This is a genomic window from Bradyrhizobium sp. TM233, from assembly GCF_036247965.1.
Taxonomy (GTDB): domain Bacteria; phylum Pseudomonadota; class Alphaproteobacteria; order Rhizobiales; family Xanthobacteraceae; genus Bradyrhizobium; species Bradyrhizobium ottawaense.
This window is the reverse complement of record NZ_BTIG01000007.1, coordinates 15,797-40,782: the sequence shown is the minus strand read 5'-3', so window position 1 is coordinate 40,782 and position 24,986 is coordinate 15,797. Positions and strand designations below refer to the sequence as shown.

22 protein-coding genes and 1 pseudogene are annotated in these 24,986 nt (G+C 65.0%); all 23 read left to right on the top strand.

Going from position 1 to position 24,986, the window contains the following annotated elements:
- The first annotated feature begins 7 nt into the window (after window positions 1-7).
- The 23 genes and pseudogenes from soxA (at window position 8) to AABA86_RS14800 (ending at window position 24,932) form a co-directional block, all read left to right on the top strand.
- Entirely contained in the window at window positions 8-829 is an 822-nt protein-coding gene (gene soxA / locus AABA86_RS14910; protein ID WP_338307330.1) for a sulfur oxidation c-type cytochrome SoxA, read from the top strand.
- A gap of 27 nt (window positions 830-856) precedes the next feature.
- Window positions 857-2,548, top strand: a complete 1,692-nt coding sequence (soxB, locus tag AABA86_RS14905; RefSeq protein ID WP_338307329.1) for a thiosulfohydrolase SoxB — start codon at window positions 857-859, stop codon at window positions 2,546-2,548.
- Between the two features lie 6 nt (window positions 2,549-2,554).
- Window positions 2,555-3,826, top strand: a complete 1,272-nt coding sequence (gene soxC, locus AABA86_RS14900; protein WP_338307328.1) for a sulfite dehydrogenase — start codon at window positions 2,555-2,557, stop codon at window positions 3,824-3,826.
- A complete protein-coding gene (locus AABA86_RS14895; protein ID WP_338307327.1) occupies window positions 3,810-4,502 on the top strand; it encodes a c-type cytochrome in 693 nt (230 codons plus the stop codon). The genes soxC and AABA86_RS14895 overlap by 17 nt, the downstream gene beginning before the upstream one ends.
- A gap of 26 nt (window positions 4,503-4,528) precedes the next feature.
- Entirely contained in the window at window positions 4,529-4,963 is a 435-nt protein-coding gene (locus tag AABA86_RS14890; protein ID WP_338307723.1) for a DsrE family protein, read from the top strand.
- 14 nt (window positions 4,964-4,977) lie between these two features.
- Entirely contained in the window at window positions 4,978-5,883 is a 906-nt protein-coding gene (locus AABA86_RS14885; protein WP_338307326.1) for an alpha/beta hydrolase, read from the top strand.
- Window positions 5,884-5,893: 10 nt separating this feature from the next.
- Complete coding sequence (locus AABA86_RS14880) at window positions 5,894-6,337, top strand: DsrE family protein (RefSeq protein ID WP_338307325.1); 444 nt, start codon at window positions 5,894-5,896, stop codon at window positions 6,335-6,337.
- 107 nt (window positions 6,338-6,444) lie between these two features.
- Complete coding sequence (locus AABA86_RS14875; protein WP_338307722.1) at window positions 6,445-7,530, top strand: YeeE/YedE family protein; 1,086 nt, start codon at window positions 6,445-6,447, stop codon at window positions 7,528-7,530.
- A 151-nt stretch (window positions 7,531-7,681) separates the two neighbouring features.
- Window positions 7,682-8,941, top strand: coding sequence for an extracellular solute-binding protein (locus tag AABA86_RS14870; RefSeq protein WP_338307324.1), 1,260 nt, complete (start codon window positions 7,682-7,684; stop codon window positions 8,939-8,941).
- Window positions 8,942-8,943: 2 nt separating this feature from the next.
- A complete protein-coding gene (locus tag AABA86_RS14865; RefSeq protein WP_338307721.1) occupies window positions 8,944-9,885 on the top strand; it encodes a carbohydrate ABC transporter permease in 942 nt (313 codons plus the stop codon).
- Complete coding sequence (locus tag AABA86_RS14860) at window positions 9,878-10,726, top strand: carbohydrate ABC transporter permease (protein WP_338307323.1); 849 nt, start codon at window positions 9,878-9,880, stop codon at window positions 10,724-10,726. The genes AABA86_RS14865 and AABA86_RS14860 overlap by 8 nt, the downstream gene beginning before the upstream one ends.
- A gap of 22 nt (window positions 10,727-10,748) precedes the next feature.
- Window positions 10,749-11,846 carry a Gfo/Idh/MocA family protein gene (locus tag AABA86_RS14855; RefSeq protein WP_338307322.1) on the top strand — a complete coding sequence of 366 codons (1,098 nt, stop codon included), beginning with the start codon at window positions 10,749-10,751 and terminating at the stop codon, window positions 11,844-11,846.
- 10 nt (window positions 11,847-11,856) lie between these two features.
- Window positions 11,857-12,501, top strand: coding sequence for a ThuA domain-containing protein (locus AABA86_RS14850; protein ID WP_212252458.1), 645 nt, complete (start codon window positions 11,857-11,859; stop codon window positions 12,499-12,501).
- Window positions 12,498-13,547 carry a LacI family DNA-binding transcriptional regulator gene (locus tag AABA86_RS14845; RefSeq protein WP_338307321.1) on the top strand — a complete coding sequence of 350 codons (1,050 nt, stop codon included), beginning with the start codon at window positions 12,498-12,500 and terminating at the stop codon, window positions 13,545-13,547. The genes AABA86_RS14850 and AABA86_RS14845 overlap by 4 nt, the downstream gene beginning before the upstream one ends.
- Before the next feature lie 15 nt (window positions 13,548-13,562).
- Window positions 13,563-13,754: pseudogene (locus tag AABA86_RS14840) on the top strand (UbiD family decarboxylase); the annotation flags it as partial.
- A 141-nt stretch (window positions 13,755-13,895) separates the two neighbouring features.
- A complete protein-coding gene (locus AABA86_RS14835; RefSeq protein WP_338307320.1) occupies window positions 13,896-14,735 on the top strand; it encodes a helix-turn-helix transcriptional regulator in 840 nt (279 codons plus the stop codon).
- Window positions 14,736-14,878: 143 nt separating this feature from the next.
- On the top strand, window positions 14,879-17,887 hold the full coding sequence (locus AABA86_RS14830) for a xanthine dehydrogenase family protein molybdopterin-binding subunit (protein WP_338307319.1): 3,009 nt from the start codon (window positions 14,879-14,881) through the stop codon (window positions 17,885-17,887).
- Window positions 17,884-18,699, top strand: a complete 816-nt coding sequence (locus tag AABA86_RS14825; protein ID WP_338307318.1) for an FAD binding domain-containing protein — start codon at window positions 17,884-17,886, stop codon at window positions 18,697-18,699. The genes AABA86_RS14830 and AABA86_RS14825 overlap by 4 nt, the downstream gene beginning before the upstream one ends.
- The gene (locus tag AABA86_RS14820) at window positions 18,696-19,214 is read left to right on the top strand and encodes a (2Fe-2S)-binding protein (RefSeq protein ID WP_338307317.1); all 519 of its coding nucleotides are present in this window, start codon (window positions 18,696-18,698) and stop codon (window positions 19,212-19,214) included. The genes AABA86_RS14825 and AABA86_RS14820 overlap by 4 nt, the downstream gene beginning before the upstream one ends.
- Window positions 19,207-20,751: an AMP-binding protein gene (locus tag AABA86_RS14815; RefSeq protein WP_338307316.1), complete on the top strand. Its 1,545-nt coding sequence runs from the start codon at window positions 19,207-19,209 to the stop codon at window positions 20,749-20,751. The genes AABA86_RS14820 and AABA86_RS14815 overlap by 8 nt, the downstream gene beginning before the upstream one ends.
- A gap of 29 nt (window positions 20,752-20,780) precedes the next feature.
- Complete coding sequence (locus AABA86_RS14810) at window positions 20,781-21,587, top strand: enoyl-CoA hydratase/isomerase family protein (RefSeq protein ID WP_338307315.1); 807 nt, start codon at window positions 20,781-20,783, stop codon at window positions 21,585-21,587.
- 76 nt (window positions 21,588-21,663) lie between these two features.
- Window positions 21,664-22,995 carry an MFS transporter gene (locus tag AABA86_RS14805; RefSeq protein WP_338307314.1) on the top strand — a complete coding sequence of 444 codons (1,332 nt, stop codon included), beginning with the start codon at window positions 21,664-21,666 and terminating at the stop codon, window positions 22,993-22,995.
- A gap of 737 nt (window positions 22,996-23,732) precedes the next feature.
- On the top strand, window positions 23,733-24,932 hold the full coding sequence (locus AABA86_RS14800) for an ABC transporter substrate-binding protein (protein ID WP_338307313.1): 1,200 nt from the start codon (window positions 23,733-23,735) through the stop codon (window positions 24,930-24,932).
- Window positions 24,933-24,986 lie beyond the last annotated feature (54 nt).

Here is a 24,986-nt window from a genome sequence, read left to right as displayed (position 1 = left end):
GCACGCAATGGCGCGACGAAATGTTGGGTTGGCCGCTCTGGTGGCGGCCGCCGCGTCGGTTGCGACGCTCGCGGTCGCAGAGGACGCCGAGCGCAAGGGCATCGCGGCGCCGCCCGGCCACGTCTTCAAGACCATCATCTCCGGCTACGAATTTCGCAGCAAGGAGACCCGCGCGTTGCAGGACGACGATCTGGAAAATCCGGGCTTCCTCGCCGTGGAGCGCGCCGCGGACGTCTGGAAAAAGGCCGAGGGCGGCGAGGGCAAGTCCTGCATGAGCTGCCATGGCGAGGCCGAGACCAGCATGAAAGGCGTCGGTGCCGCCATGCCGAAATGGGACGACAAGCTGAAGAAGCCGGTCAATCTCGAGCAGCGCATCAACATCTGCCGCAGCGAGCACATGAAGGCCGAGCCCTGGAAATTCAAATCCCAGGAGCTGACCGACATGACCACCTTCGTGCGCTACCAGTCGCACGGCATGAAGGTCTCGGTGAAGACCGACGGGCCGATGTCGCCCTGGTTCGAGCGCGGCAAGCAGATCTATTATACGCGCTATGGCCAGCTCGATCTCGCCTGCGAATCCTGCCACGAGCGCAACAACGGCAAGTTCATGCGCGCCGATTTCCTGAGCCAGGGCCAGACCAACGGCTTTCCGACCTACCGGCTGCGCGACCAGCGCTTGGTGCCGCTGCACGAGCGGTTCGAAGGCTGCATGTTCGACGTGCGCGCCGAGCCGTTCAAGCCGCTCTCGGACGAGTTCCTCGCGCTCGAGCTCTATGTCGCCTGGCGCGGCATCGGCTTGCCGGTCGAGACGCCGTCGGTGCGCAACTGAAACGATGAGCTTGCAGGAGTATTGCGCATGATCTCTCGCCGCGAGTTCATTCAGGTCGCCGCGGCCACGGCGGCGCTCTCGGCCAGCGTCGGCACTGGCCTGACCCGGGCGGTTGCCCAGCAGCGCCTGACCCAGAAAGAATTGCTGGCGTTCGAGCCGCTCGGCAACGTCACGCTGGTGCATGTCACCGATATTCACGGCCAGCTGATGCCGCTGTATTTCCGTGAGCCCTCGACCAATCTCGGCGTCGGCGAGGCCAAAGGCCTGCCGCCGCACGTCACCGGCAGGGAGTTTCTTTCCCGTTTCGGCATCGCGCCCGGCTCGTCAGCGGCCTACGCTCTGACGTCGGAGGATTTCGAGGCCCTTGCGAAGAGCTACGGCCGGATCGGCGGCCTGGATCGCGCCGCGACCGTGATCAAGGCGATCCGCGCCGAGCGCGGCGACAAGGTCGCGCTGCTCGACGGCGGGGACACCTGGCAGGGCTCGTGGTCATCGTTGAAGACGCGCGGTCAGGACATGATCGACTGCATGGCGCTGCTCAAGCCCGACGCAATGACCGGGCATTGGGAGTTCACCTACGGCGCCGATCGGGTCAAGCAGGCCATCGAAGGCCTCGGCTTCCCGTTCCTCGGTCTCAACATCCGCGACACCGAGTGGAACGAGGCGGCGTTCGAGGCTTCGACCATGATCGAGCGCGGCGGGGTCAAGATCGCGGTGCTCGGCCAGGCCTTCCCCTATACGCCGGTTGCCAATCCGCGCTGGATGATTCCAAACTGGTCGTTCGGCGTGCGCGAGGAGGACGTCCAGGCGCAGGTCGACAAGGCGCGCAAGGGCGGCGCGCAGCTCGTCGTGCTGCTCTCCCACAACGGCTTCGACGTCGATCGCAAGCTTGCGAGCCGCGTCAAGGGCATCGACGTCATCCTGACCGGACATACCCACGACGCGCTGCCTGAGGCGGTGAAGGTCGGCAAGACGCTGCTGATCGCATCGGGCTCGTCCGGCAAGTTCGTGTCGCGGCTCGATCTCGATGTCCGCGACGGCGAGGTCAAGGCTTACAGGTACAAGCTCATTCCGCTGTTTTCGGATGTGATCACGGCGGACGCCGAGATGGCGGCGAAGATCGCCGAGGTCCGCAAGCCGTTCGCGACCGATCTGGCAAAAGTGCTCGGCAGGACCGACTCGCTGCTCTACCGGCGCGGCAATTTCAACGGCACGTTCGACGATCTGATCTGCCAGGCGTTGCTGCAGGAGCGCGATGCCGAGATCGCGCTGTCGCCCGGCTTCCGTTGGGGCACCAGCGTGCTGCCGGGGCAGGACATCATCTTCGAGGACGTCACCAACGCAACCGCGATCACTTATCCCGCGGTCTACCGCATGGGCATGACCGGCGCGCGGCTGAAGGAGATCATCGAGGACGTCGCCGACAATCTCTTCAATGTCGATCCCTACTACCAGCAGGGCGGCGACATGGTGCGGATCGGCGGATTGTCCTACGCGATCGACGTCGCCAAGCCGCAAGGGCAGCGCATCTCGGACATGCAAATGGCCAAGACCGGCACGCCGATCGATCCCGCCCGGGAATACCAAGTCGCGGGCTGGGCCAGCGTCAACGAAGGCACCGAAGGGCCGCCGATCTGGGATGTTGTGGCCAATTACCTGACCCGACAAAAGACGGTTCGTCTCGAACCTAACAGAGCTGTCAAAGTGACCGGAGCGTAAGAAGCGATGTCGAAGATGGACAGTCCCCGGCAATCCCGACGCAGTTTCCTGGCCGCTGGCGCTGGCGTTGCGGCGTCGATGCTCGCCAAGCCCGCCGCGGCCGGCGCCGGAAATCCCGCCAACCAGCCGCCCAATGTCCCTGAATGGACCAAGTCGCTCGGCGAGGGCGTCGCCGTCCGCCCCTATGGCAAGCCGTCGAAGTTCGAGAAGGATGTTGTCCGACGCGACGTCGAGTGGCTGACCGCCTCGCGCGAATCCTCGGTGAGCTTCACGCCGCTGCACGAGCTCGAAGGCATCATCACCCCGAATGGCCTCTGCTTCGAGCGGCATCACGGCGGCATCGCCGAGGTCGATCCGGCCGACCACCGCCTGATGATCCACGGGCTGGTCGAGCGTCCGCTCATTCTCACGCTGGAGGAGCTGAAGCGCTATCCGCGCGTCAATCGCATCCACTTCATGGAGTGCGCTGCGAATTCGGGCATGGAATGGCGCGGTGCCCAGCTCAATGGCTGCCAGTTCACCCACGGCATGATCCATTGCGTGCAATATACCGGCGTCTCGCTGCGCACGCTGCTCGAAGAGGCCGGCGTCAAGACCAACGGCAAGTGGCTGCTGGTCGAAGGCGCCGATGCGGCCGCGATGGATCGCAGCCTGCCGATCGAGAAGGCGCTCGACGATTGCATCATCGCCTACAAGATGAACGGCGAGGCGCTCTATCCCGAGCAGGGCTATCCGATGCGGCTCGTGGTGCCGGGCTGGCAGGGTAATCTCTGGGTCAAATGGCTGCGCCGCATCAAGGTCGGCGATCAGCCCTGGCACACCCGCGAGGAGACGTCGAAATACACGGACCTCATGCCGAACGGCAAGGCGCGCCGCTTCACCTGGTCGATGGATGCCAAGTCTGTGATCACGAGTCCGAGCCCGCAGGCGCCGATCAGGCACGGCAAGGGCTTTACCATCGTCTCGGGGCTCGCCTGGAGCGGCAACGGCAAGGTCAAGCGCGTCGACGTATCGCTCGACGGCGGCCGCAATTGGTGGCCGGCACGGCTCGACGGGCCTGTTCTCGACAAGGCGCTGACGCGCTTCTACTACGAGTTCGACTGGAACGGCGAGCCGCTGCTGCTGCAATCGCGGGTGCAGGACGAAACCGGCTATTTGCAGCCGAGCAAGGCCGAGCTGCGCAAGATCCGCGGCGTCAACTCCATCTATCACAACAATGGCATCCAGACCTGGCATGTGCAGGCCAATGGTGAGGTCGAGAATGTCGAAGTCGCTTAAGTTCATTGCAGCCGCGCTGCTCGCCAGCGCACTGGGCGCACCGGCGCTTGCGCAGCAGAAGGCGGATGCCAAGGGCGGCCCCCGCTATCACATCGGCCGCGCGCCAACTGTGGACGAGATCCGCGGCTGGGATATCGATGTGCGCCCCGACGGCCAGGGCCTGCCGGAGGGCAAGGGCACGGCCATGCAGGGCGAAAAGCTGTTCATGGACAATTGCGCGACCTGCCATGGCGAGTTCGGCGAGGGCAACGGCCGCTGGCCGGTGCTGGCCGGGGGCAAGGGCTCGCTGACATCAGACAATCCGGTCAAGACGGTGGGCTCGTACTGGCCCTACGCGTCGACCGTGTTCGACTACGTCCGTCATGCCATGCCTTATGGCAATACGGGGTCGTTGTCCGTCGATGAGTATTATGCGCTGGTCGCCTACGTCCTCTATCTGAACGACGTCGTCACCGATCAGAACTTCGAGCTGAACAAGAAGACCCTTGCCGCGATCAAGATGCCGAACGAGCAGGGCTTTGTGATGGACGACCGCGCCGCCAGCGAGAAGTTGTTCTGGCAGAAGGACCCCTGCATGAAGGATTGCATCGCCCCGGTGAAGATCACCGGGCGCGCTGCCGCCATCGACGTCACGCCTGAGGACGGCAAGGAGAAGAAGTCGAGGGGTGTGGAGTGAGAGGTGGCCGGGCGAGCCGCCGCACGCTGCTGCGCGCGGCTCTCGCGGCCGGCCTGCTCGTCGCGATCCATCCGGCCGTGACCCGGGCGGCGGAGCCGCACAGGCTCGCGCTGCAGATCAGCGACGACGACCCGGTCAAGATGCGCGCCGTCCTCGATGTCGCCGCCAACGTCTCGCGGTATTATTCCGGGCAGGGCGAGGACGTCGAAATCGCCGTCATCGCCTTCAGCGGCGGCCTTGATATGCTGCTTGCGGACCGCTCGCCGGTGAAGGAGCGCCTGGCGAACTTCCTGAAATCGATGCCGAATGTGAGCTTCATCGCCTGCGGCAACACGCTGGAGACGCTGGCGGCGAAGGAGGATAAGCGGCCGCCGCTGATCGAGGGCGTCAGCGTCACGCAGGTCGGGGTTGCCGCGCTGATGGAATTGGCGGAGAAGAACTGGACGATTGTCCGGCCCTAGGGAGAGAGCCGCCGATGCGATGGTTGATGGGATTGGCTGTCTTGGTGTGGCTTGCGGCGCCTGCGAGTGCCGCCGAGCAGGAACTCGAGCTGTCGGTCCACGGCCGCACCACGCTTGCGACGCTGCGCACACCCGCGGCGATGACACCGGACACGCCGCTCGTGGTGATGACCCACGGGACGCTCGCGCACAAGGATATGGAGGTCATTCAGGGCGTTGCCAAGGCGCTGGAGCAGCGCGGCATCGCTTCGCTGGCCCATACGCTGTCGCTCGGGCTCGATCGCCGCAAGGGCATGTATGACTGCGCCGTGCGGCATGACTATGTCGTCGAGGATGCGGTTGCCGAGATCGGCGCCTGGGTCGCGCGGGCGAGGGGCACGTCTCGGCTCGTCGTCGCGTTCGGCCATTCGCGCGGCGGCAACCAGGTCGCGCGCTATCTCGCAGCAAGCGAGACTCCTGCGGTGGCGGGTGGGGTGCTGCTGGCGCCGGTGACCGCAAAAGCCGAGGCCGATCTGCGCGCCTCCTACGCCAAGACCTATGGCAAGCCGCTCGAGCCGGTTCTGGAGTTGGCGACGAAAGCGGTTGTGGCGGGCCGGGGCGGGGAGTGGATGGACGTCCCGGGCTTCATCTATTGTCCCAATGCCGTTGTCACCGCGCGAGCCTTTGCGTCATTCTATGGTCGCGATGCCGGCCAGGACACGGCCGCGCTCGTGGCGCGCCTGAAGCTGCCGGTGCTGGTGCTCTCCGCGACCAAGGATACCGTTGTGCCCGACGTGGCAGCCGCCTTCGCTTCGCTTGCCGGTTCGAGCGGGGGCAGGGTCCAGCTCGACAGGATCGAGGATGCCGATCATTTCTTCCGCGACCTGTTCGCGGAAGACGTCGCCGACCGCATCGCCGAGTTCATCAAGCAGACACGATAGGAGGGGGACCATGCAGCGTCGATCCATGCTTCGCGCGAGCCTTGCCGGACTATTTGGTGCGTTCGCGGTGCGCGAGGCGTCCGCGGCGACCGAAACGCCTGCGCGGCAGCGCGTCGTCTATCATCTCGCCGATGCCGACCGCGTCGTCTTCGTTCTGGGTAATCTGCAGAACCATGTCGACGGCGTCGGCGGACCGGGCAAGGCCGACATCAGGCTGGTCGTGCATGGGCCGGCGCTGCGCGCCTTCCACGCGCTCGCGGCCCAGGACCACACAATTGCGATGATGACGAAGCTCGTCGATGCCGGCGTCGGCTTCGACGCCTGCGCCAACACGATGAAGGCGCAGGGCGTCAAGCTGGACGATCTCACGCCCGGCTTCGTGGTGGCCGAGAAGGGCGGCGTGGTGCGGCTCGCCGAGCTGCAACAGCAGGGATATGCCTATTTGCGCCCCTGAGGCCGCTGTGTTCCGGCATGTAGCAGGCGCCGAGCTTTGATCTGGCTCATGGGACGTGGCGAGGAGATCGCTAGAATCGCATGCGCGCAGGAACAGCCGAGGCGGACGTGCTGACGTCGATCATCGATCTCTTGGGTGAAGACCGGCTGTCATGGCTCGGCGGCCTCCTGGTCGGAGGTTTGTTCGGGTTCTTCGCGCAGCGCAGCCGCTTCTGCCTGCGTGCCGCGGCAGTCGAATTCTCCCGCGGCGAGGGCGGGCCGCGCCTTGCCGTCTGGCTGCTGACCTTTGCCGCGGCGCTGGTGGGTACGCAAGGCCTGGTCGCGCTCGGCTGGCTCGAAATATCCGAGGCGCGCCAGCTCGCGCAGCAGGGCAGCATCTCCGGCGCTCTCCTCGGCGGCGTGATGTTCGGTTGCGGGATGATTTTGGCGCGGGGCTGCGCCAGCCGGCTGTTGGTGCTCTCGGCCAACGGCAATCTCCGGGCCCTGCTGTCGGGGCTGGTGTTCGCGGTGACCGCGCAGGCCTCCTATCGCGGCCTGCTGTCGCCCGCGCGCGAATGGGTGACCAATCTGTGGCTGGTCGATGGCGGCCCGTCGCGCGACATCATGGCGATGTTCGGCGCCGGCACGCCCGAGAAGCTCGCCTTCGGAAGCGTGTGGCTGATTGCGGGGCTGTCCTTCGCCTTTCGCAGCCGGCTGCCGCGCCGGCTGATCCTCGCTGCGCTTGCAACGGGGGCGGCCGTCGTCGCCGGCTGGCTCTTCACCTACCAGCTGTCGCAGGCTTCCTTCGCGCCGGTGACGCTGAAGAGCCTCACCTTCAGCGGACCGTCGGCCGAGTTGCTGATGCTGGTGCTCAACAGCGCGCAGCTCCGGCTCGGCTTCGACCTCGGCATTGTCCCCGGCGTGTTTCTCGGCTCGTTTCTGGCCGCGGCGCGTGCGCACGAACTGAGGCTCGAGGGATTCTCCGACGGGCTCGGCATGCGGCGCTATCTGCTCGGCGCGGTGCTGATGGGGTTCGGTGCGATGCTTGCCGGCGGCTGTGCGGTTGGCGCCGGCGTGACCGGTGCCTCGGTCTTCGCACTCACCGCCTGGCTCGTGCTCGGTGGCATGTGGTTTGGGGCGGGGCTCACGGATCTGCTTGTCGACCGCGCCGGCATGCCGCAGCAGACGACGAGCTTGCCGGCAGCGAGCGGCTGAAATCAACTCAGCATCAGAACACATTCGCGACTGCGCGCCGCAGGCCTCCACCTCGTCTGGCTGAGGTGCGTAGATCAGAATTTTAGTTGCGTACCTCAAAAATCGGGAGCAGGATCGCGGCAAAGAACAAGATCGGTCGGGAGGAGATGTGATGAGACTGCTCAGGAAGCTGGGACTCGCCGCTGCCGCATGCCTGCTTTTGGCCGACGCCGCCGCAGCCGATACGATCGTAAAATGGCTGCACATCGAGGCAAATCCGGCCCAGGTGAAAATCTGGGAAGAGGTCGCGCGCGCCTATGAGACCTCTCATCCCGGCGTCAAGGTCGAGATGCAGTTCCTCGAGAACGAAGCCTACAAGGCCAAGCTGCCGACCATCCTGCAATCCAAGGACCGGCCGAACATCATCTACAGTTGGGCCGGCGGCGTCCTGAAGACCCAGATCGAGGCGGGTGTTCTCGACGACATCACCGAACAGGTGAAGGGTTACAGCGACAGTCTCACCCCGGCCGCGCTCGCCGCGTTCACCGCTAACGGCCGCGTTTATGGTCTGCCGACCGCGCTGTCGCAGGTCGGCTTCCTCTGCAACAAGGAGCTGATGGCCAAGGCGAAGGTCGATCCTGCAGGGATCAAGAGCTGGGACGATCTGATTGCAGCCGTGAAGACGTTGAAGGCCGCCGGCGTGACCCCGATTGTGGTCGGCGGCGCCGACAAATGGCCATTGCACTTCTACTGGACCCATCTTGCGGTGCGTATCGGCGGCAAGCCGGCATTCGACGCTGCATTGCGCGGCGAGAATGGCGGCTTCGCAGGCGAGACGTTCCAGAAATCCGGCGAGCTGTTCAAGCAACTCGTCGATCTCCAGCCGTTCCAGAACGGCTTCCTCGGCTTCAAGAATCCGCAGGCCGTCGGCTATTTCGGCGACGGCAAGGCGGCGATGACGCTCGCGATCAGCACGGTCTATCATTTGCAGCGCGCTCTCGCCGCCGACAAGGTCGGATTGAGCGAAGACAAGATCTGCTGGTTCGACTTCCCGGTGGTGGCCGGCGGCAAGGGCGCGCCCACCGACACGCTCGGCGGCATCACCGGCTGGCTGGTCACCAAAGGCTCGCCGAGAGAGGCGGTCGATTTCCTGAAGTACTTCGTCTCCAAGGACGTGCAGACGCGGCTTGCGGCGGGTAACTTCATCATCCCGGTGGTGCAAGGCGCGGACGCCGGCCTCAACAATTCCTTCATGAAGTTGATCGCGGCCAATCTGGCGAAGTCGAACTACCATCAGAACTTTTATGATCAGAGCCTTGGTCCGTCGGTCGGCCGGGTCGTCAACGACGTCACGGCGGAGATCGCCGGTGGCAGCATGAGCCCGCAGGATGCGGCGAAGGCGATCGAGGCGGCGTGGAAGCAGGGCAACTGACGGTGGCGCGGCGTATCGCGAACTCGCCCGCGCTTGGCGTTGCGGAGACCCCGTTCGCTTCGCTCGCGGTCCGCGGCCCGGCTTGGGACGGCCGCTTCACGGTCCTGATCCTGTTCCTGCCGCCGGCGCTGCTATTGTTCACGCTGTTTGTGGTGCTGCCGATCGGCGAGGCCGCCTGGTACTCGACCTTCAATTGGAACGGGTTCGGCAGGCCGACCAACTGGATCGGCTTCGACAATTACCGCTTCGTGCTGGAGACGCGCGCCTTCTGGCTCGCGCTGCGCAACAATGGGCTGATTATTGCGGTCTCGCTCGCGGTCCAGCTGCCGCTCGCGCTGACGCTGGCCTTGATGCTCGCCGAACGCTTTCGCGGGTCGGTGGCGCTGCGCATGCTGTTCTTCATGCCCTATATCCTGGCCGAGATCGCGACCGGGCTGATCTTCAGCTTCGTCTATGACGGCGACTACGGCCTCGTCGCCTCGATCTGGCGCAGCTTCGGCGCCGAGCCGCCGCATCTTCTGGCTTCAACCGACACCTCGATGCTGGCCGTGCTGATCGTGATCGTGTGGAAGTACTTTGGCTTCCACATGATGCTGTTCATCGCAGCGCTCCAGAGCCTCGACAAGAGCCTGATCGAGGCGGCACGCATCGACGGGGCGACACGGTTGCAAGCCCTGCGCCATGTCGTCATTCCCTTGCTCTATCCGACGATTCGCCTCTCGGTGTTTTTCGCCATTGTCGGCTCGCTGCAGCTGTTCGACCTCGTCATGCCGCTGACACGCGGGGGACCTGCGGACTCCTCGAACACCATGGTGAGCTTTCTCTACAACAACGGCATCTCTCGCATGCGGGTCGGCTATGGCAGCGCCATCGGCGTCATCCTGTTCGCGATCTGCGTGACATTTGCCTTTACCTACAAGCGTTGGTTCATGCGCGATGAGTAGTGCGAAGATCTCCCGCACGCCGGTCGATCCCGCCGTGCTGTTCAAGGCAGTGTTCCTCGCCATCGTCGCCATCTTCGTGCTGGTGCCGCTGCTCGCGACGCTGCTCGGCGGCTTCAAATCGCTCGGCGAATTGCGCGTCAACCCGTTCGGTTTGCCGCATCACTGGGAGTGGCAGAATTATGCCGACATCCTGCTCTCCGCGCGCTACTGGCAGCTCCTGCGCAACTCGCTGATCATATCGACGCTCGCGGTGGTGTTGACCCTGATCACGGCCTCGATGGCGGCGTTCACCTTTGCCCACGTCAGGTTCTACGGCAGCTCGATGCTGCTGAGCTATCTCACGCTCGGCCTGCTGTTTCCGGCGGCGACCGCGGTGCTTCCGCTGTTCATCAAGGTGCGCGATCTCGGGCTGCTCGATACCTATTTCGGCGTTGCGCTGCCGCAGGTGGCCTTCAGCCTCGCGATGAGCGTGCTGCTGCTACGGCGCTTCTTCAAGGACATCCCCTACGAACTGCTCGAGGCAGCGCTGGTCGACGGCTGCAGCTATATCAAGTTCTTCCGTTATATGACGTTGCCGCTGTCGCGGCCGATTCTGGCGACCGTCGGGACCATCACCTTCGTCAACAGCTGGAACGCCTATCTGCTGCCGCTGGTGATGCTCAACACGGATGCGCTCTATCCCTGGCCGCTCGGTATCATGGTCTATCAGGGCGAGTATTCATCCGAATGGCACCTGATCCTGGCCTTCATCACGTTGACCATCCTGCCGACGATCATTCTCTTTCTTCTGGCGCAGAAGCATATCGTTGCCGGCCTCACTGCAGGTGCGGTCAAGGGATGAACGGACCCTTACGGAGATCACAATGAGAAAAGTCGGAATTGGAATCATCGGCTGCGGTGTCATCAGCACCGCTTACCTCAAGGCGGCGCAACGCTTCCCGGTCATGGAGGTCAGGGCGCTCGCCGATATGCGCAGTGAAGTCGCGGAGCGACAGGGGGCCGCTTTCGGGCTGCCGGCGATGCGGGTCGATCAATTGCTCAAGCGCGATGACGTCGAGATCGTCATCAATCTCACGGTGCCGCTGGCCCACACCGACGTCAGTCTCGCGGTGTTGAACGCCGGCAAGCATGTCCATTCCGAGAAGCCGCTCGGTATCGACGTCGCGGAAGCCCGCAAGGTGATCGATCTCGCTGCACAGAAGAACCTGCGGGTCGGCTGCGCGCCTGACACGTTCCTCGGCGGCGGGCACCAGACCGCCCGCAAGCTGATCGACGACGGTGCGATCGGCACGCCGGTGGCGGGCAGTGCCTTCTTCGGCTGCCCGGGCCATGAGCGCTGGCACCCGGCGCCGGGCTTCTATTACTTGCGCGGCGGCGGGCCGATGCTCGACATGGGGCCGTACTACATCACCGATCTCGTGCAATTGCTCGGCCCGGTCGCGAGCGTGATGGGCTCGTCCGCGCGGCCGCGATCCGAGCGCATGGTCACCAGCCAGCCGATGAACGGCACGCTGATCCCGGTCGAGGTTTCGACCCATGTCGCGGGCACGCTTGAATTCGAGAGCGGAGCGGTCGTCTCGATCGCGATGAGCTTCGATGTACCGAAGCACCGGCACGCGCCGATCGAGATCTATGGCGACAAGGGCAGCATGCAGGTGCCGGACCCGAACCGCTTCGGCGGCGAGGTGCAACTCGCCCGGACCGGCGGCGAATGGGAAGCGATGCCGTTGACGCACGGCCATGTCGAGGGCGAGTTCCGCTCCATCGGGGTCGCAGACATGGCATCCGCGATCCTGAACAACCGTCCGCACCGCGCCAGCGGCGCGCTTGCGTTCCACGTGCTGGAGGTGATGGAGGCGTTCCAGACCTCCGCCGACGAAGGACGCCGCGTCAAGATCGAAAGCAGCGTCGAGCGGCCGGCGATGCTGCCGGCGGGACGTGAAACGGGACAGATCGACTGAGGGAATGACCATGCGCAAGGCAATGATTGTATGGGGCGGCTGGCCGGGACACGATCCTGATCTCTGCGCCTCGATGATTCGCGGCTGGCTGAGGGCCGAAGGCTTCGAGGTGCGGATCGAGACGACGACGGCGGCATTCGCCGATCCCGCGATCCACGACATGTCGCTGATCATCCCGATCTACACGATGTCGAAGATCGAGAAGGCGGAAGCGCTCAATCTCTGCGCCGCAGTGCGGAGCGGCGTCGGGCTCGCCGGTCATCATGGCGGCATGTGCGACGCGTTCCGCGATTCCGTCGACTACCAGTTCATGTGTGGCGGGCAGTGGGTCGCCCATCCCGGCAACATCATCGACTACAAGGTCGACTTGACGAAGTCGGATGACCCCATCATGAAGGGCCTGAACAGTTTCGAACATCGTTCCGAGCAGTATTACATGCATGTCGACCCCGCCAACGAGGTGCTGGCGACGACGACCTTCACTGGCGAGCACGCGCCGTGGATCGAGGGTGTGGTGATGCCCGTGGTCTGGAAGAAGCGCTACGGCGCGGGCAGGGTGTTCTATTCCTCGCTCGGCCACCGTGCCTACGAGCTCGACGTGCCGGAGATCCGGACGCTGATGACCCGCGGCATGCTGTGGGCTGCGCGCGAATGACAGGTGGAGCGACGCAACCGGCGATTCGCGCCACGCTCGAGGATGTCGCGCGTGCGGCCGGCGTTTCGCTTGCGACCGTCGATCGCGTCGTCAACCGACGCGAGGGCGTGCGTGCCAAGACCGTCGCGCGCGTCGAGGCCGCAGTGGCAAAACTCGGCTATCGCGCCGACGTCGCGGCCGCGCGACTGGCCCGCGGGCAAACGTTCCGCTTCGCCTTCGTGCTGCCGACCGGCAGCAACAGCTTCATGACCAACCTGAGCGAGCAGGTCCAGCGCACCGCGGACTGGCTCGCCGGCCAGCGCGGCTTTATCGATATTCTCCATGTCGACGTGTTCGATCCGGATGTGCTCGCAGGCGCCCTGGAAACCCTGTCGCCGGCCTACCAGGGCGTCGCCGTCATCGCACTCGATCATCCCAGGGTTCGGGCCGCGATCGACGAGCTCGTCGCACGCGGGGTCGCCGTGGTGACCCTCGTGTCGGACGCGCCAAGCTCGCGCCGGCTGCACTACGTCGGAATCGACAATCCGGCCGCAGGCCGCACCGCCGCAACGCTGATGGGGCGCTTCCTCGCCGGGCGCGAGGGGACGGTCGCGGTGATCGCGGGATCGCTGTCGCTACGTGACCACACCGAACGGCAGTTCGGTTTCCACCAGATCCTGTCCAGCGAGTATCCGAACCTGCCCCAGCTACCGGTCATCGAGGGCCGCGACGACAGCGATCGCACGCGGGAGCTCACGGCAGCGCTGCTCGCGCGCCATGCCGATCTTCGCGGCATATACTGCTGCGGCGCCGGAAACCGCGGCATCGCCGATGCGCTCGAGGCCTCGGGCCGGGCTCGCGAAGTGGTCTGGATTACCCATGAGCTGACCCAACACACACGGCGTTTCCTGGTCCGCGGCACCCTCGATGCCGTGATCAATCAGGACCCCGGGCACGAGGCGCGCTCCGCGGCACGCATTCTGCTCGCGCATTGCTCGGGCGAGCCAATCAGCCCCGACCAGGAGCGCATCCGCATCGACATTTTTCTGCGGGACAATCTGCCGTAGCTCGAGCGCGGTACTGCCAGCGCGCTCGGCTCGAAACTCGATCCGACCACGGATGACGGCATCAGCGCCAAGATGGGTCTGGATGCAACGGCTCCGGTCAGCGCGCCCGAGCTCGCCTTCATGCGCATCCGCGTCAAGGGCGAGGAGGGGGTCGATCTGACGACAGCCTTGCAGGCCGATCCGGGCGCTGCGGTCGCGCGCTTCTTGCGGAGGCGCGGATGTGAGCGGGTTACCGCCTGGAAGCGGCTTGCGGCCGTTTGCGCCGTTGGAATATGTAGCTGGGCCTGCTTATAGTGCCCCACCAACAAGGCAACCATTTTGCGGCGCAACGCCGGGAGGAAGAAACTGATGTCGACGGCCCTGCGCATCGCTCATGGCGCTTTCGGCAGGGTCGCTCTGCTCGACATGGATCGTTCGCTGGTCCGCCACGCCCATCATCATTGCCACGTCCTGCTCAAGGTCGAGGGCTCCGACACCCAGTTCCTGGTCGGCGACCAGGTCACGCCGCTCACGGACACGGCCGCCGTTCTCGTCGACGGCTGGAAGCCGCATGCCTATGTGCATGACGTCAATCGTCCGCGCACGCTCATCATGGCGCTCTATATCGAGCCGGAGTGGCTGAAGGAGTTCCGGCGCGGATGGGCCGCGAGCGGCGCGCCGGGCTTTTTCGAGCGGCCCTCGGGCGAAGTCTCGCCGCGCATTCGCCAGCTCACGCTGCATCTTGCGGCCGAAATGATGGCGAATCCCGACGCGGTGCGAAACCACGAGCAGACCCTTTCTGACCTCATGATCGCGGTGATCGAGCGTTTCACGCCCTGGCGCAGCTTTCCGACCTCGATCCGCGGCATGGGCGCGGTGAGCTGCGACTGGCGGATCCGCCGCGCGATGGACGCGATGCGCGTGAACGATTCCTATGCCAACGTCGACCAGTTCGTGAAGGGCGCGGGCCTGTCGCGCGCGCAGTTCTTCCGCCTGTTCGAGACCTCGCTCGGCGTTTCGCCGAAGCTCTACCTCAACGTCGTCCGCATGGAGCGCGCGCTCGACGCGGTGATGCGCGAGGACACAGCGCTCGGCGAGCTCAGCGAGCGCTTTGGTTTTCCGGAGCCGGCACATTTCACGCGTTTCTTCCGCGATCATGCCGGCGTCAGCCCGCGCGAGTTTCGCAACGTTTCGCGTCTCGCGGGCTGATTTTTGCGGGCTGATATTGCGCCGCACGCTCTCGAATGAGACGATTTGGTAAGTCGTGAGAGCGGGCGGTATGGCCCTCGCACCTCCTGTCCTGACAAACGTCGCCGTCGCGTCAAAGAGCGCGTCGGGAGGTATGCCGGGACATGGTGCAGGCTGCGGTCAAGTCCGCAAATTCGGTCGAACAGAGTGGCGACAAGCCGTGGGTCGGGCGTTCAATCGAGCGCGTCGAGGATGCCGCGCTGCTCAGCGGCCGCGGCCGTTTCATCGACGACCTCGGCGTCCAGCCCGGCACGCTGCATGCGACGATCCTGCGCTCGCCGCACGCCCACGCCGATATTGTTTCGATCGACGCCGAAGCGGCCAGGCGGCTGCCGGGCGTTGCCGCGGTCCTGACCGGCGAGCAGATCAAGGCGGTCACCACTAGTCTCGTCGTCGGCGTGAAGGCGCCGGTCGAGTGCTGGCCGATCGCAGTCGAGCGTGTGCGCTATGTCGGCGAACCGGTCGCCGTGATCGTGGCGACTGATCGTGCCCGCGCCGAAGATGCGGCCGAACTCATCAATGTCGAGTATCGCCCTCGAGCGGCTACAGTCGATCCGTTCGGAGCGATGGCACTGGGTGCGCCGGTCCTGCACGACGGCTTTCCCGGCAATCTCGCCAGCGACCGCGCGTTTCGCTACGGCGATCCTGAAAAGGCGTTTGCGGATGCGCCGCATCGCTTCTCCATCGACATCCGCTATCCCCGCAACTCCTGCACACCGATCGAGACTTATGGTGTCGTTGCCTCGCATGATGCCGGCGAGGACGCCTTTGAGGTTCTCGCGAATTTTCAGGGGCCCTTCAGCATCCACACCGTGATTGCGCGTGCACTGAAGGTGCCGGGCAATCGGCTGCGGCTGCGCACGCCGCCGGATTCCGGCGGCAGCTTTGGTGTCAAGCAGGGTGTGTTTCCGTACATCGTTCTGATCGCGGCTGCGGCGCGCGTCACGGGGCGGCCGGTGAAGTGGATCGAGGACCGGCTCGAGCATCTCATCGCGTCGGTGTCGGCGACCAACCGCGCGACGACGTTGGCCGCGGCGGTTGCGGCCGACGGCAAGATTCTCGCGCTCGACTGGGACCAGGTCGAGGATTGCGGTGCGCATCTGCGCGCGCCCGAGCCCGCCACGCTCTACCGCATGCACGGCAACATGACGGGGGCCTACGACATCAGCCACGTCAGGATCCGCAACCGCGTCGTCGTCACCAACAAGACACCGACCGGCCTCAACCGCGGCTTCGGCGGGCCGCAGGTCTATTTCGCGCTGGAACGCCTGGTGCAGCGGATCGCGATCGGGCTCGGTCTCGATCCGCTCGATGTCATCAAGCGCAATCTGATCGAGGCGGGTGCTTTTCCCTATCGTACAGCGACGGGCGCATTGCTCGATTCCGGCAACTATCAGGATGCGATCGCGCGCGCGGTCGAGCAGGGCAGGCTGGCGGAACTGAAGGCGCGGCGCGACGCGGCGCGGGCGGAGGGGCGTCTTTACGGCATCGGCTTCACGGCGGTGGTCGAGCCCAGCGTCTCCAATATGGGTTACATCACAACGGTGCTGACCGCGGCCGAGCGCCGCAAGGCCGGGCCGAAGAACGGCGCGCAGGCGACAGCGACCGTCGGCCTCGATCCAGTCGGCAGCGTCACCGTTCATGTCGCTTCAGTGCCGCAGGGGCAGGGCCATCGCACCGTGCTGTCGCAGGTGGTCGCCGACGTCTTCGGTCTGGAGCCGAAGGACATCCGCGTCAACACCGAGATCGATACCGCCAAGGACGCCTGGTCGATCGCGTCGGGAAATTACGCCAGCCGCTTCGCCGCCGCGGTGGCCGGCACGGCTAAGCTCGCAGCCGAGCGCGTTGCCAGCCGTCTTGCCCGCATCGCCGCCAGCCAGTTGAACGTCGAAGCCGCGGACATCGTGTTTGCAAAGGGTTTCGTTGCCTCCAGGCACAATCCGGAGAACCGGATTGCGTTTTCGCGTGTCGCCGCGCTCAGCCATTGGTCGCCTGGCTCGCTGCCTGACGATGCCGGCCAGACCATCCGTGAGACCGTGTTCTGGACGCCGCCGGAGCTGACGCCGCCCGGCGAGGACGACCGCATCAACTCCTCGCTGTGCCATGGCTTCATCTTCGACTTCTGCGGCGTCGAGATCGACCGCATTACCCTGCAGACGCGGATCGACCGCTACGTCACCATGCACGATTGCGGCACCATCCTGCATCCCGGCATGGTCAATGGCCAGATCCGTGGCGGCTTCGCCCAGGCGCTCGGTGCCGCGCTCTACGAGGAATATGCCTATGCCGAGGACGGCAGTTTCCTGACGGGAACGCTCGCGGACTATCTGCTGCCGACCGCCACCGAGGTGCCCGATCCCGAGATCTTCCACATGGAGACGCCGTCGCCATTTACTCCACTCGGAGCAAAGGGCGTCGGCGAGGGCAATTGCATGTCGACGCCGGTCTGCCTCGCCAATGCGGTTGCGGATGCGCTCGGCGTTGCCGACATCACGCTGCCTCTGGTGCCCGCGCGGCTTGCCGAGCTGGTGCGCGGCGCCGAACCGCCGCCTCCCGCGGGGGGCGTGGCCGCGGCGCCTGCGCGCGAAGCAGATCGGCGGCTTCGCGGCGAAGGACAGGCCTCGGTGAAGGGGACGCCCGAGCAGGTCTGGGCCATGCTGCTCGATCCCGCCACGCTCCAATCGGTCATTCCCGGCTGCCGGCGCGTCGACAAGATCACCGACACGCATTTCCGCGCCGACGTCACGCTCGGCATTGGCCCCGTCACCGGGCGCTATCGCGCCGACGTGGAGCTGTTCGATCTCGATCCGCCGCGCGCGGTGACCCTGCGCGGCGGCGCCACCGGCGCGCTCGGCTTCGGCAGCGCGGAGGGGCGCATCACGCTCGCGCCCGACGGCAGCGGCGGGACGAAGCTGACCTACAGCTATGACGCCGCGATCGGCGGCAAGATCGCGAGCATCGGCGGCCGTCTGCTCGACGGCGCGACGCGGGTGATCATCGGCCAGTTCTTCGCAGCGCTCACCCGCAGGGCCGGCGGTGGCGTCACCTCGGGCGGCTTCTCGCTGTTCGCCCTGCTGGCGAAGGTCGCCGGCCGGTTCGGGGGGCGCCGATGAAGCCGCCCGTATTCGACTATCTCCGCGCCGAAACTGTCGGTGATGTCCTCGATGGGCTCGCGCAGCAAGGCGGCGACGCCCGTGTGCTCGCCGGCGGACAGTCGCTGATGGCGATGCTCAATATGCGCCTCGCCAAGCCGAAGCTTCTGATCGACATCATGCGCATCCAGGAACTCCGCCGGATCGAGCGGAAGGCCGATGCCGTCGTCGTCGGCGCCGGCGTGCGTCAGGCCGATCTGCTGGCCTGGCCGGATCTGCCCGAGACATTGCCGCTGGTGGCGCTGGCGCTTCCCTGCGTCGGTCACGTGCAGACCCGCAGCCGCGGTACCATCTGCGGCTCGCTCGCGCATGCCGATCCCAGCGCCGAGATGCCGCTCGCGCTGGTCGCGCTCGGCGGCGAGGTGCTCTTACGCAACGCCAAACGCCGTCGCCGCGTCGCGGCCAAAGATTTCTTCGCCGGGATGATGCTGACCGCACGTGCGGACGACGAGCTGATCGAAGGCATTTCGCTGCCGGTCGCCAGGGGATCGCGCTTCGCGTTCCGCGAGGTCGCGCGCCGGCACGGCGATTTCGCCATCGTGGCCTGCGCCGCGATGAAGACGCCATCCGGCGTCCGCCTCGCAGTCGGCGGCGTCGCGGACGTCCCGACCGCGCGGGACTGGCCTCGGCTCGAGGGCAGTGCGCTCGACGATGCCCTCAACACCTTTGCCTACGAGCTCGGCGCCCGCGACGACGTCCACGCCACCGCGCGCTACCGCCGCGACCTCGTGCGCATGATCGGCCGCGATCTGATCGGCGAGGTTCTGCGATGACCCGTCTCAAATCCGGCGCCCGCCATCCGATCCGCTTCTCGCTGAATGGCGAGCCCGTTGAGGGGGAAGCCGAGCCTCGGACGCTGCTCTCCGACTTCCTGCGCCATCAATTGGGCGCCACAGGTACCCATGTCGGCTGCGAGCACGGCGTCTGCGGCGCCTGTACCGTCGTCGTCGACGGCATGCTGACCCGTTCCTGCCTCACCTTGGCGGCGCAGGTCGACGGCTGCGAGATCAAGACCGTTGAAGGGCTTGCACCCGCGGCCGATCGCCTCGGCGTGCTGCAGCAGGCCTTCCGCCGTCACCACGCGCTCCAATGCGGCTTCTGCACCGCCGGCATCCTGATGTCGCTCGATCATTATCTCGCCAGGAATCCGACGCCGACCGAGGCGGAGCTTCGCGATCTGCTGAGCGGGCATCTGTGCCGCTGCACCGGCTACACGCCGATCATCCAGGCGGCCCTCGAAGCCGCCGTCCAACTCGCTTCATCGAAAAATGAGACGTCAGATGCTTGATCTCGCCAGCAGCTTCGTGGCCAGCGCCGCGCGCGATCCGCGCGCCATCGCGCTGGTCGACGGCGATCTCCGCCTGACCTACCGGCAATGGTACGACAAGATCTCTGCTTTGGTCGCATCCTTCGGCCGCCTGGGCCTCAAGCCCGGCGACCACGTCGTCACGCTGCTGCAAAACCGCTGGGAGGCCGCGACACTACATTGGGCCTGCCAGTTCGCAGGACTCGTGATCACCCCGATCAACTGGCGCGCCAAGGCCGACGAGCTGGACTACTGCATCGAGAACGCCGAGGCCTGCGCGGTCGTCTACCAGGATATTTCCGCCGAGGCGGTGCAGGGTTCATCGCTCGCCGGCCGGCTGCTACGCGTGTCGGTCGATCCGGGCACAGGCGAGGCGACCGGCTTTGCCGATCTGGTCAGGGGCAGCGCGCCCGACGCCGAGCCGTGCGTCGGCTCTGAAGCCTGGTCGATCATGCTCTACACCTCGGGCACAACCTCGCGGCCAAAGGGGGTGCCGCGGCGGCATCGCGCCGAGCGTGCCGCGGCGATCGCCCATGTCGCACAAAATCTCTACGGCCGCGGCGAGCGGACGCTGGGCGTGATGCCGCTCTACCACACCATGGGCGTCCGCTCGCTGCTGGCGATGTCGCTGATCGGCGGCAGCTTCATCTGCCTTCCGCGCTATGACAGCCGTCAGGCGCTGGAGCTGATTGAGCGGGAAGGGATCACCAATCTCTATCTGGTGCCGACGCTCTATCACGATCTCGTCCATCACGAGGCCTTTGCCCGGACCGACGTTTCCAGCGTGCGCAAGCTCGGCTTCGCCGGCGCCTCGATGACGGATGGCCTCCTGAAGAAGCTGAACGAGGCCTTCAGGCCCGAACTGTTCGTCAATCACTACGGCAGTTCCGAAATCTACACCTTCACGATCGACCAGGACGCTGCCGCCAAGCCCGGCTCGGCGGGCAAGGCCGGGTTGAACCAGCACGTCAAGGTCGTGCGCATCGGCGCGCGTTCGGTCGCGGAGCTTGCCGCGGTGGGTGAGGAGGGTGAGATCATCGCCACGCTCGCGGGCGACGAGGCCTTTGAGGGCTACTGGCGCCGCCCCGAGGCCGACGCCAAGTCGCTGCGCGACGGCTGGTACTTCACCGGTGACACCGGCTTCGTCGATCCGGACGGCGACCTGTACGTCACGGGCCGGGTCGACGACATGATCATCACCGGCGGCGAGAACGTCTCTCCTGTCGAGATCGAGAGTTGCCTGTCGCTGCACCCTGGGGTCGACGAGGTCGCCGTGGTCGGTGTCGCAGACGAGAAGTGGGGCAAAGTCGTCGCCGCCTTCGTCAAGCGCAATCGCAACGTCTCCGAGATCGAGCTGGAGCAGTTCTGCCGCACCTCGGGCCTCGCCAACTTCAAGCGGCCGCGCCGCTATGTCTTCGTCGACGCGATTCCCAAATCGCCGGTCGGCAAGCTGCTGCGGCGCCTGCTCGTCGCCGGAGAATACGAGACCGAGCGCCGTCCGCCATCGGACGCCGCTTGATCGTCACGCATCAACAGAAGGAAGCGAAAATGCCGTCACCCTATACTTTTGCCGATCCCCGGCTTGCCAAGCTCGATGGGTTCAAGGTCGAGATCGACGAGGCGCATGAGCGCGCGGACATCATCCTGGGACGTCCGCCCTACAACGTCGTGGCGATGCCGCAGCGCGACCAGCTTCGGCTGACCTTCGAGACTCTGGACGAGGATCCGCGCGTGCGCATCATCGTGCTGCGCGGAGAGGGCGAACATTTTTCGAGCGGCGGCAATATCGGGGGCTTCATGGAAGCGAGCCCCGAGCACGTCTCCAAGCTCGCCTGGAACATCGCCGCGCCGGCGCGTTGCGCCAAGCCTGTCATCGTCGCCAATCGCGGCTATTGCTTCGGCGTCGGCTTCGAGCTGTCGCTGGCCTGCGACTTCCGTATCGCCTCGGAGACCACGCAGTACGCGCTGCCCGAGCAGAAGCTCGGCCAGATCCCGGGCTCCGGCGGGTCGGCGCGGCTGCAGAAGATGGTCGGCATCACCCGCACCAAGGACATCGTGATGCGCTCTAAGCGCATCTCGGCGAAGCAGGCGCTGGAGTGGGGCATCGCCACCGAATGCGTGCCCGATTCCGAACTGGAGAAGGCAACCGACAAGCTCGTCGACGAGCTCCGCAGCTTCTCGCCACTGGCGCAGCGCACCGCCAAGAAGCTCCTCAACGATACCGAGGATTCGACACTCGCCATCGCCATCGAGCTCGAAGGCCATTGCTACAGCCGTCTGCGCCAGTCGGAAGATTTTAGGGAAGGCGTCGAGGCGTTCAACGCCAAGCGGCCGCCGAAATTCGTCGGCCGCTGATACGGGACGCAACGAACTGCCGCGGTTCGCAATGGCGCGGACCGCGGCCCTATTCAAACGGGGGAGGTAAAACAAAATGGCTGAGATGGATATGCCGGTCGCCGGCGCACAGGCATCGGCGGATAACAAGCAGATGGTCAACGCGATCATCGCGTCGGTGCTCGGATGGGCACTCGACCTGTTCGATTTGTTCATTCTGCTCTATGTGGCGCCGGTGGTCGGTGCGCTGTTCTTTCCGTCGAGCAATGCGGCGCTGTCGCTCGCCGCGGTCTACGGTTCGTTCGCCGTTACGCTGCTGATGCGGCCACTCGGTTCGGCGATCTTCGGGCACTACGCCGACGTGCACGGCCGCAAGCAGGCCATGCTGATCGCCATCATCGGCGTCGGCATCAGCACGGCCGCGTTCGGCCTGCTGCCTACCATCGCGCAGGTCGGCGTGATCGCGCCCATCCTGTTCCTGATCCTGCGGCTGGTGCAGGGCGTGTTCGTCGGTGGTGTCGTGGCCTCGACCCACACGATCGGCACGGAATCGGTGCCGCCGCATTGGCGCGGCGCGATGTCGGGCCTGGTCGGCGGCGGGGGCGCCGGCATTGGCGCGCTTCTGGCGTCCTTCATCTTCCTGATCACGTCCTCGGTGTTTCCCGGAGATGCCTTTGCCGTCTGGGGCTGGCGCTTCATGTTCTTCTCGGGGCTGCTGAGCTCTCTGCTCGGCTGGTTCATCTTCCGGAACCTCGAAGAGTCCCCGTACTTCAAGGAGCTCAAGCGCCAGCAGGGCAATAAGCAGGCAAAGGTCTCGAAGGCGCCGGTCAAGGATGTGCTGTCGCGTGAGTATCGCGGCGTCCTGCTGATCAACCTGCTCATTACCTTCGGCGGCGGCGCCGGCTATTATCTGACCTCGGGGTACCTGCCGAGCTTCCTGAAAGTCATCAACGCGGTTCCGAACCAGACCTCCTCGCTGATCCTGATGGGCGCGAGTGTCTCGGCATTCTTCGCCGCGGTGATGGTCGGCGCGCTGAGCGATCTCATCGGCCGCAAAAAGACGTTCCTGCTGATCGGGGTCCTGGCGGCGGTGCTGTTGCCGCTGTGCTATCTGAACCTCGCCACGACCAGGGACACCACGCAAATCACGCTCTATGCGCTTGCCATCGCCTTCATCGGCAATGCCGGCTACGCGCCGGTGCTGATCTTCCTGAACGAGCGTTTCCCCACGGCGCTCCGCGCCAGCGGCACCGGCCTGTCCTGGAACATCGGCTTTGCGCTGGGCGGAATGATGCCGACCTTCGTCTCGCTGGTGAGCGGCAGCGCCGCGCAGATTCCGATGTCGCTGGCCTGCTTCGCGGTCGGCGTGTTCGTGATCTATTTGATCGGCGCGGTCGTGATCCCCGAGACCAAGGGCAATTTCCGCTGAGCGAAATCGGCGCGGCTGCACCTGCGGCCGCGCCAGCCTGCAAAGGTGTGAGAGCGGGCATCTGTTGCCAGTGAGGCGCTTCGGATTCGGTCGGGAGACGCGGGATCGACAGCTCTTGTCGCGAAGCGGACGAGGCCGCATCCGTGCTGGCCGATACCCCGCAAGAGACTCGCCATCCCACGCTCGCTGCGAGCGGAACGCCATGCACGTCTGGAACATGCCCGTGAGATTGACGTCGAGCACTTTCTTAAAGGTCTCGATCTCGTATTCCCTGTCCCGCGCTAGTCTAAAGCTGATCGCCGGCCTGCTGGCCGTGCGCGTTGCAGCGCCGCCATTTGAGAGCTCACCTCCGATCACTTCTGAAGTTCAATAATAGAATGAACTGACTGGATGTTATGGCGCGATATCCCGGCTGACAGAAGCGGCTACCGCGGCTGGGCATCAGGACCAATCCTCTAACGAGGATGATGCCAGGCTAAACGTACAACTCCTCACAAAGTCGCAAGCGCTTCCTCCCGCTGTCAGGGGAGGCGCATGTAAGCGCTTGACTAGTTCTAAAAAAGAACTGTAGGTTTCAAGTCGTGAGACGGCCGATCCAAGAGCCGAAACGGTTGACGCGCTTTGCCATCGAGGCTTGGCGGCGCGCTCAATTTCGCGCGGCATGACGCCTGGCGAGCCGTTAGGAACACATAACATTGAAGCGCGCACCGGAAGAGTGCGCATCAGGGAGGATGCCGATGTTGCGGAAATGGAAGAGTCTTGCCGTTCTGCTCGTGCTGTTGGGCAGCCCGGCATTCGCGGCCGACGAGCCGGGGGTTACGGCGACGGAAATCAAGATTGGCGGGGTGTTTCCGTTCAGCGGACCGGCTTCATCGATCGGTCTCGTGGGCAAGGGGCTGATCGCCTACATTCAGTCCCTGAATGATCGCGGCGGCATCAGCGGGCGCAAGATCAATTACGTCGCCTATGACGATGCCTATAGCCCGCCCAAGGCGGTGGAGCAGGTTCGCAAGCTCGTTGAGAGCGATGAAGTTGCATTCATGTTCGGCCAGCTCGGCACTCCCGCCATTTCGGCAACGTCAAAATACTTGAAGTCAAAAGGGGTGCCCAGCATCGCGATCGTCAGCGGATCGTCCAAGTTCACCGACGTCGCCAGTTACCCGCTGATCACGACAGGTCTCGTCAGCTACGATACCGAGGGAAAGATCTACGCAAAATACCTCACGAAGGCTCTGCCGAACGCCAAATATGCGATCCTCTACCAGAATGACGACCTCGGAAAAGACTACGTCAACGCCTTCAAGGCGTTTCTCGGCAAGGACTACGATCGCAGGGTCGTCACCGCGTCCTATGAGGTCACTGAACCGACCGTCGATTCGCAGATCACCAACCTGAAGAGCTCCGGTGCGGATGCCCTGATGATCGCGGGCACGCCGAAATTCGCTGCGCAGGCGATCCGGCAGGCCTCTTTGATTGGCTGGAAGGCGACCGTCATCATCAACTTTCCGTCCGGTTCGGTTGGAGGCACGCTCACGCCGGCCGGCCTCGACAAGTCGACTGGAGTGATCGTCGGCACCATCAACAAGGATGTCGTGGATCCGAAGTGGAAAGATGATCCCGGCATGCAGGCCTATCGGGCGTTTATCGACAAATATCTGCCCGGCGTCGATATCACCAACGGCAGCTATCTCACCGGTTATCAGCAGGGCATCCTGCTGGAACAGATCTTGAAACAATGCGGCGATGACCTGTCCCGCAAGAACATCCTGGCGCAGGCCAAGAACCTCCGGGACTTCGTCGTCCCGACCGCACTGCCGGGCATCAAGATCAACACCAGCGAAACCGAGAACATGATCTGGACGCAGATGCGCCTGCAGCGCTGGACCGGATCGACTTGGGAAGCCTTCGGAGAAGTGCTGGACGCCAGGTCCGAATGAGCACGTAACAGGCGAGAGGCGAGCGGCATTGATGACGTGCCGGCGCCCGCGTCC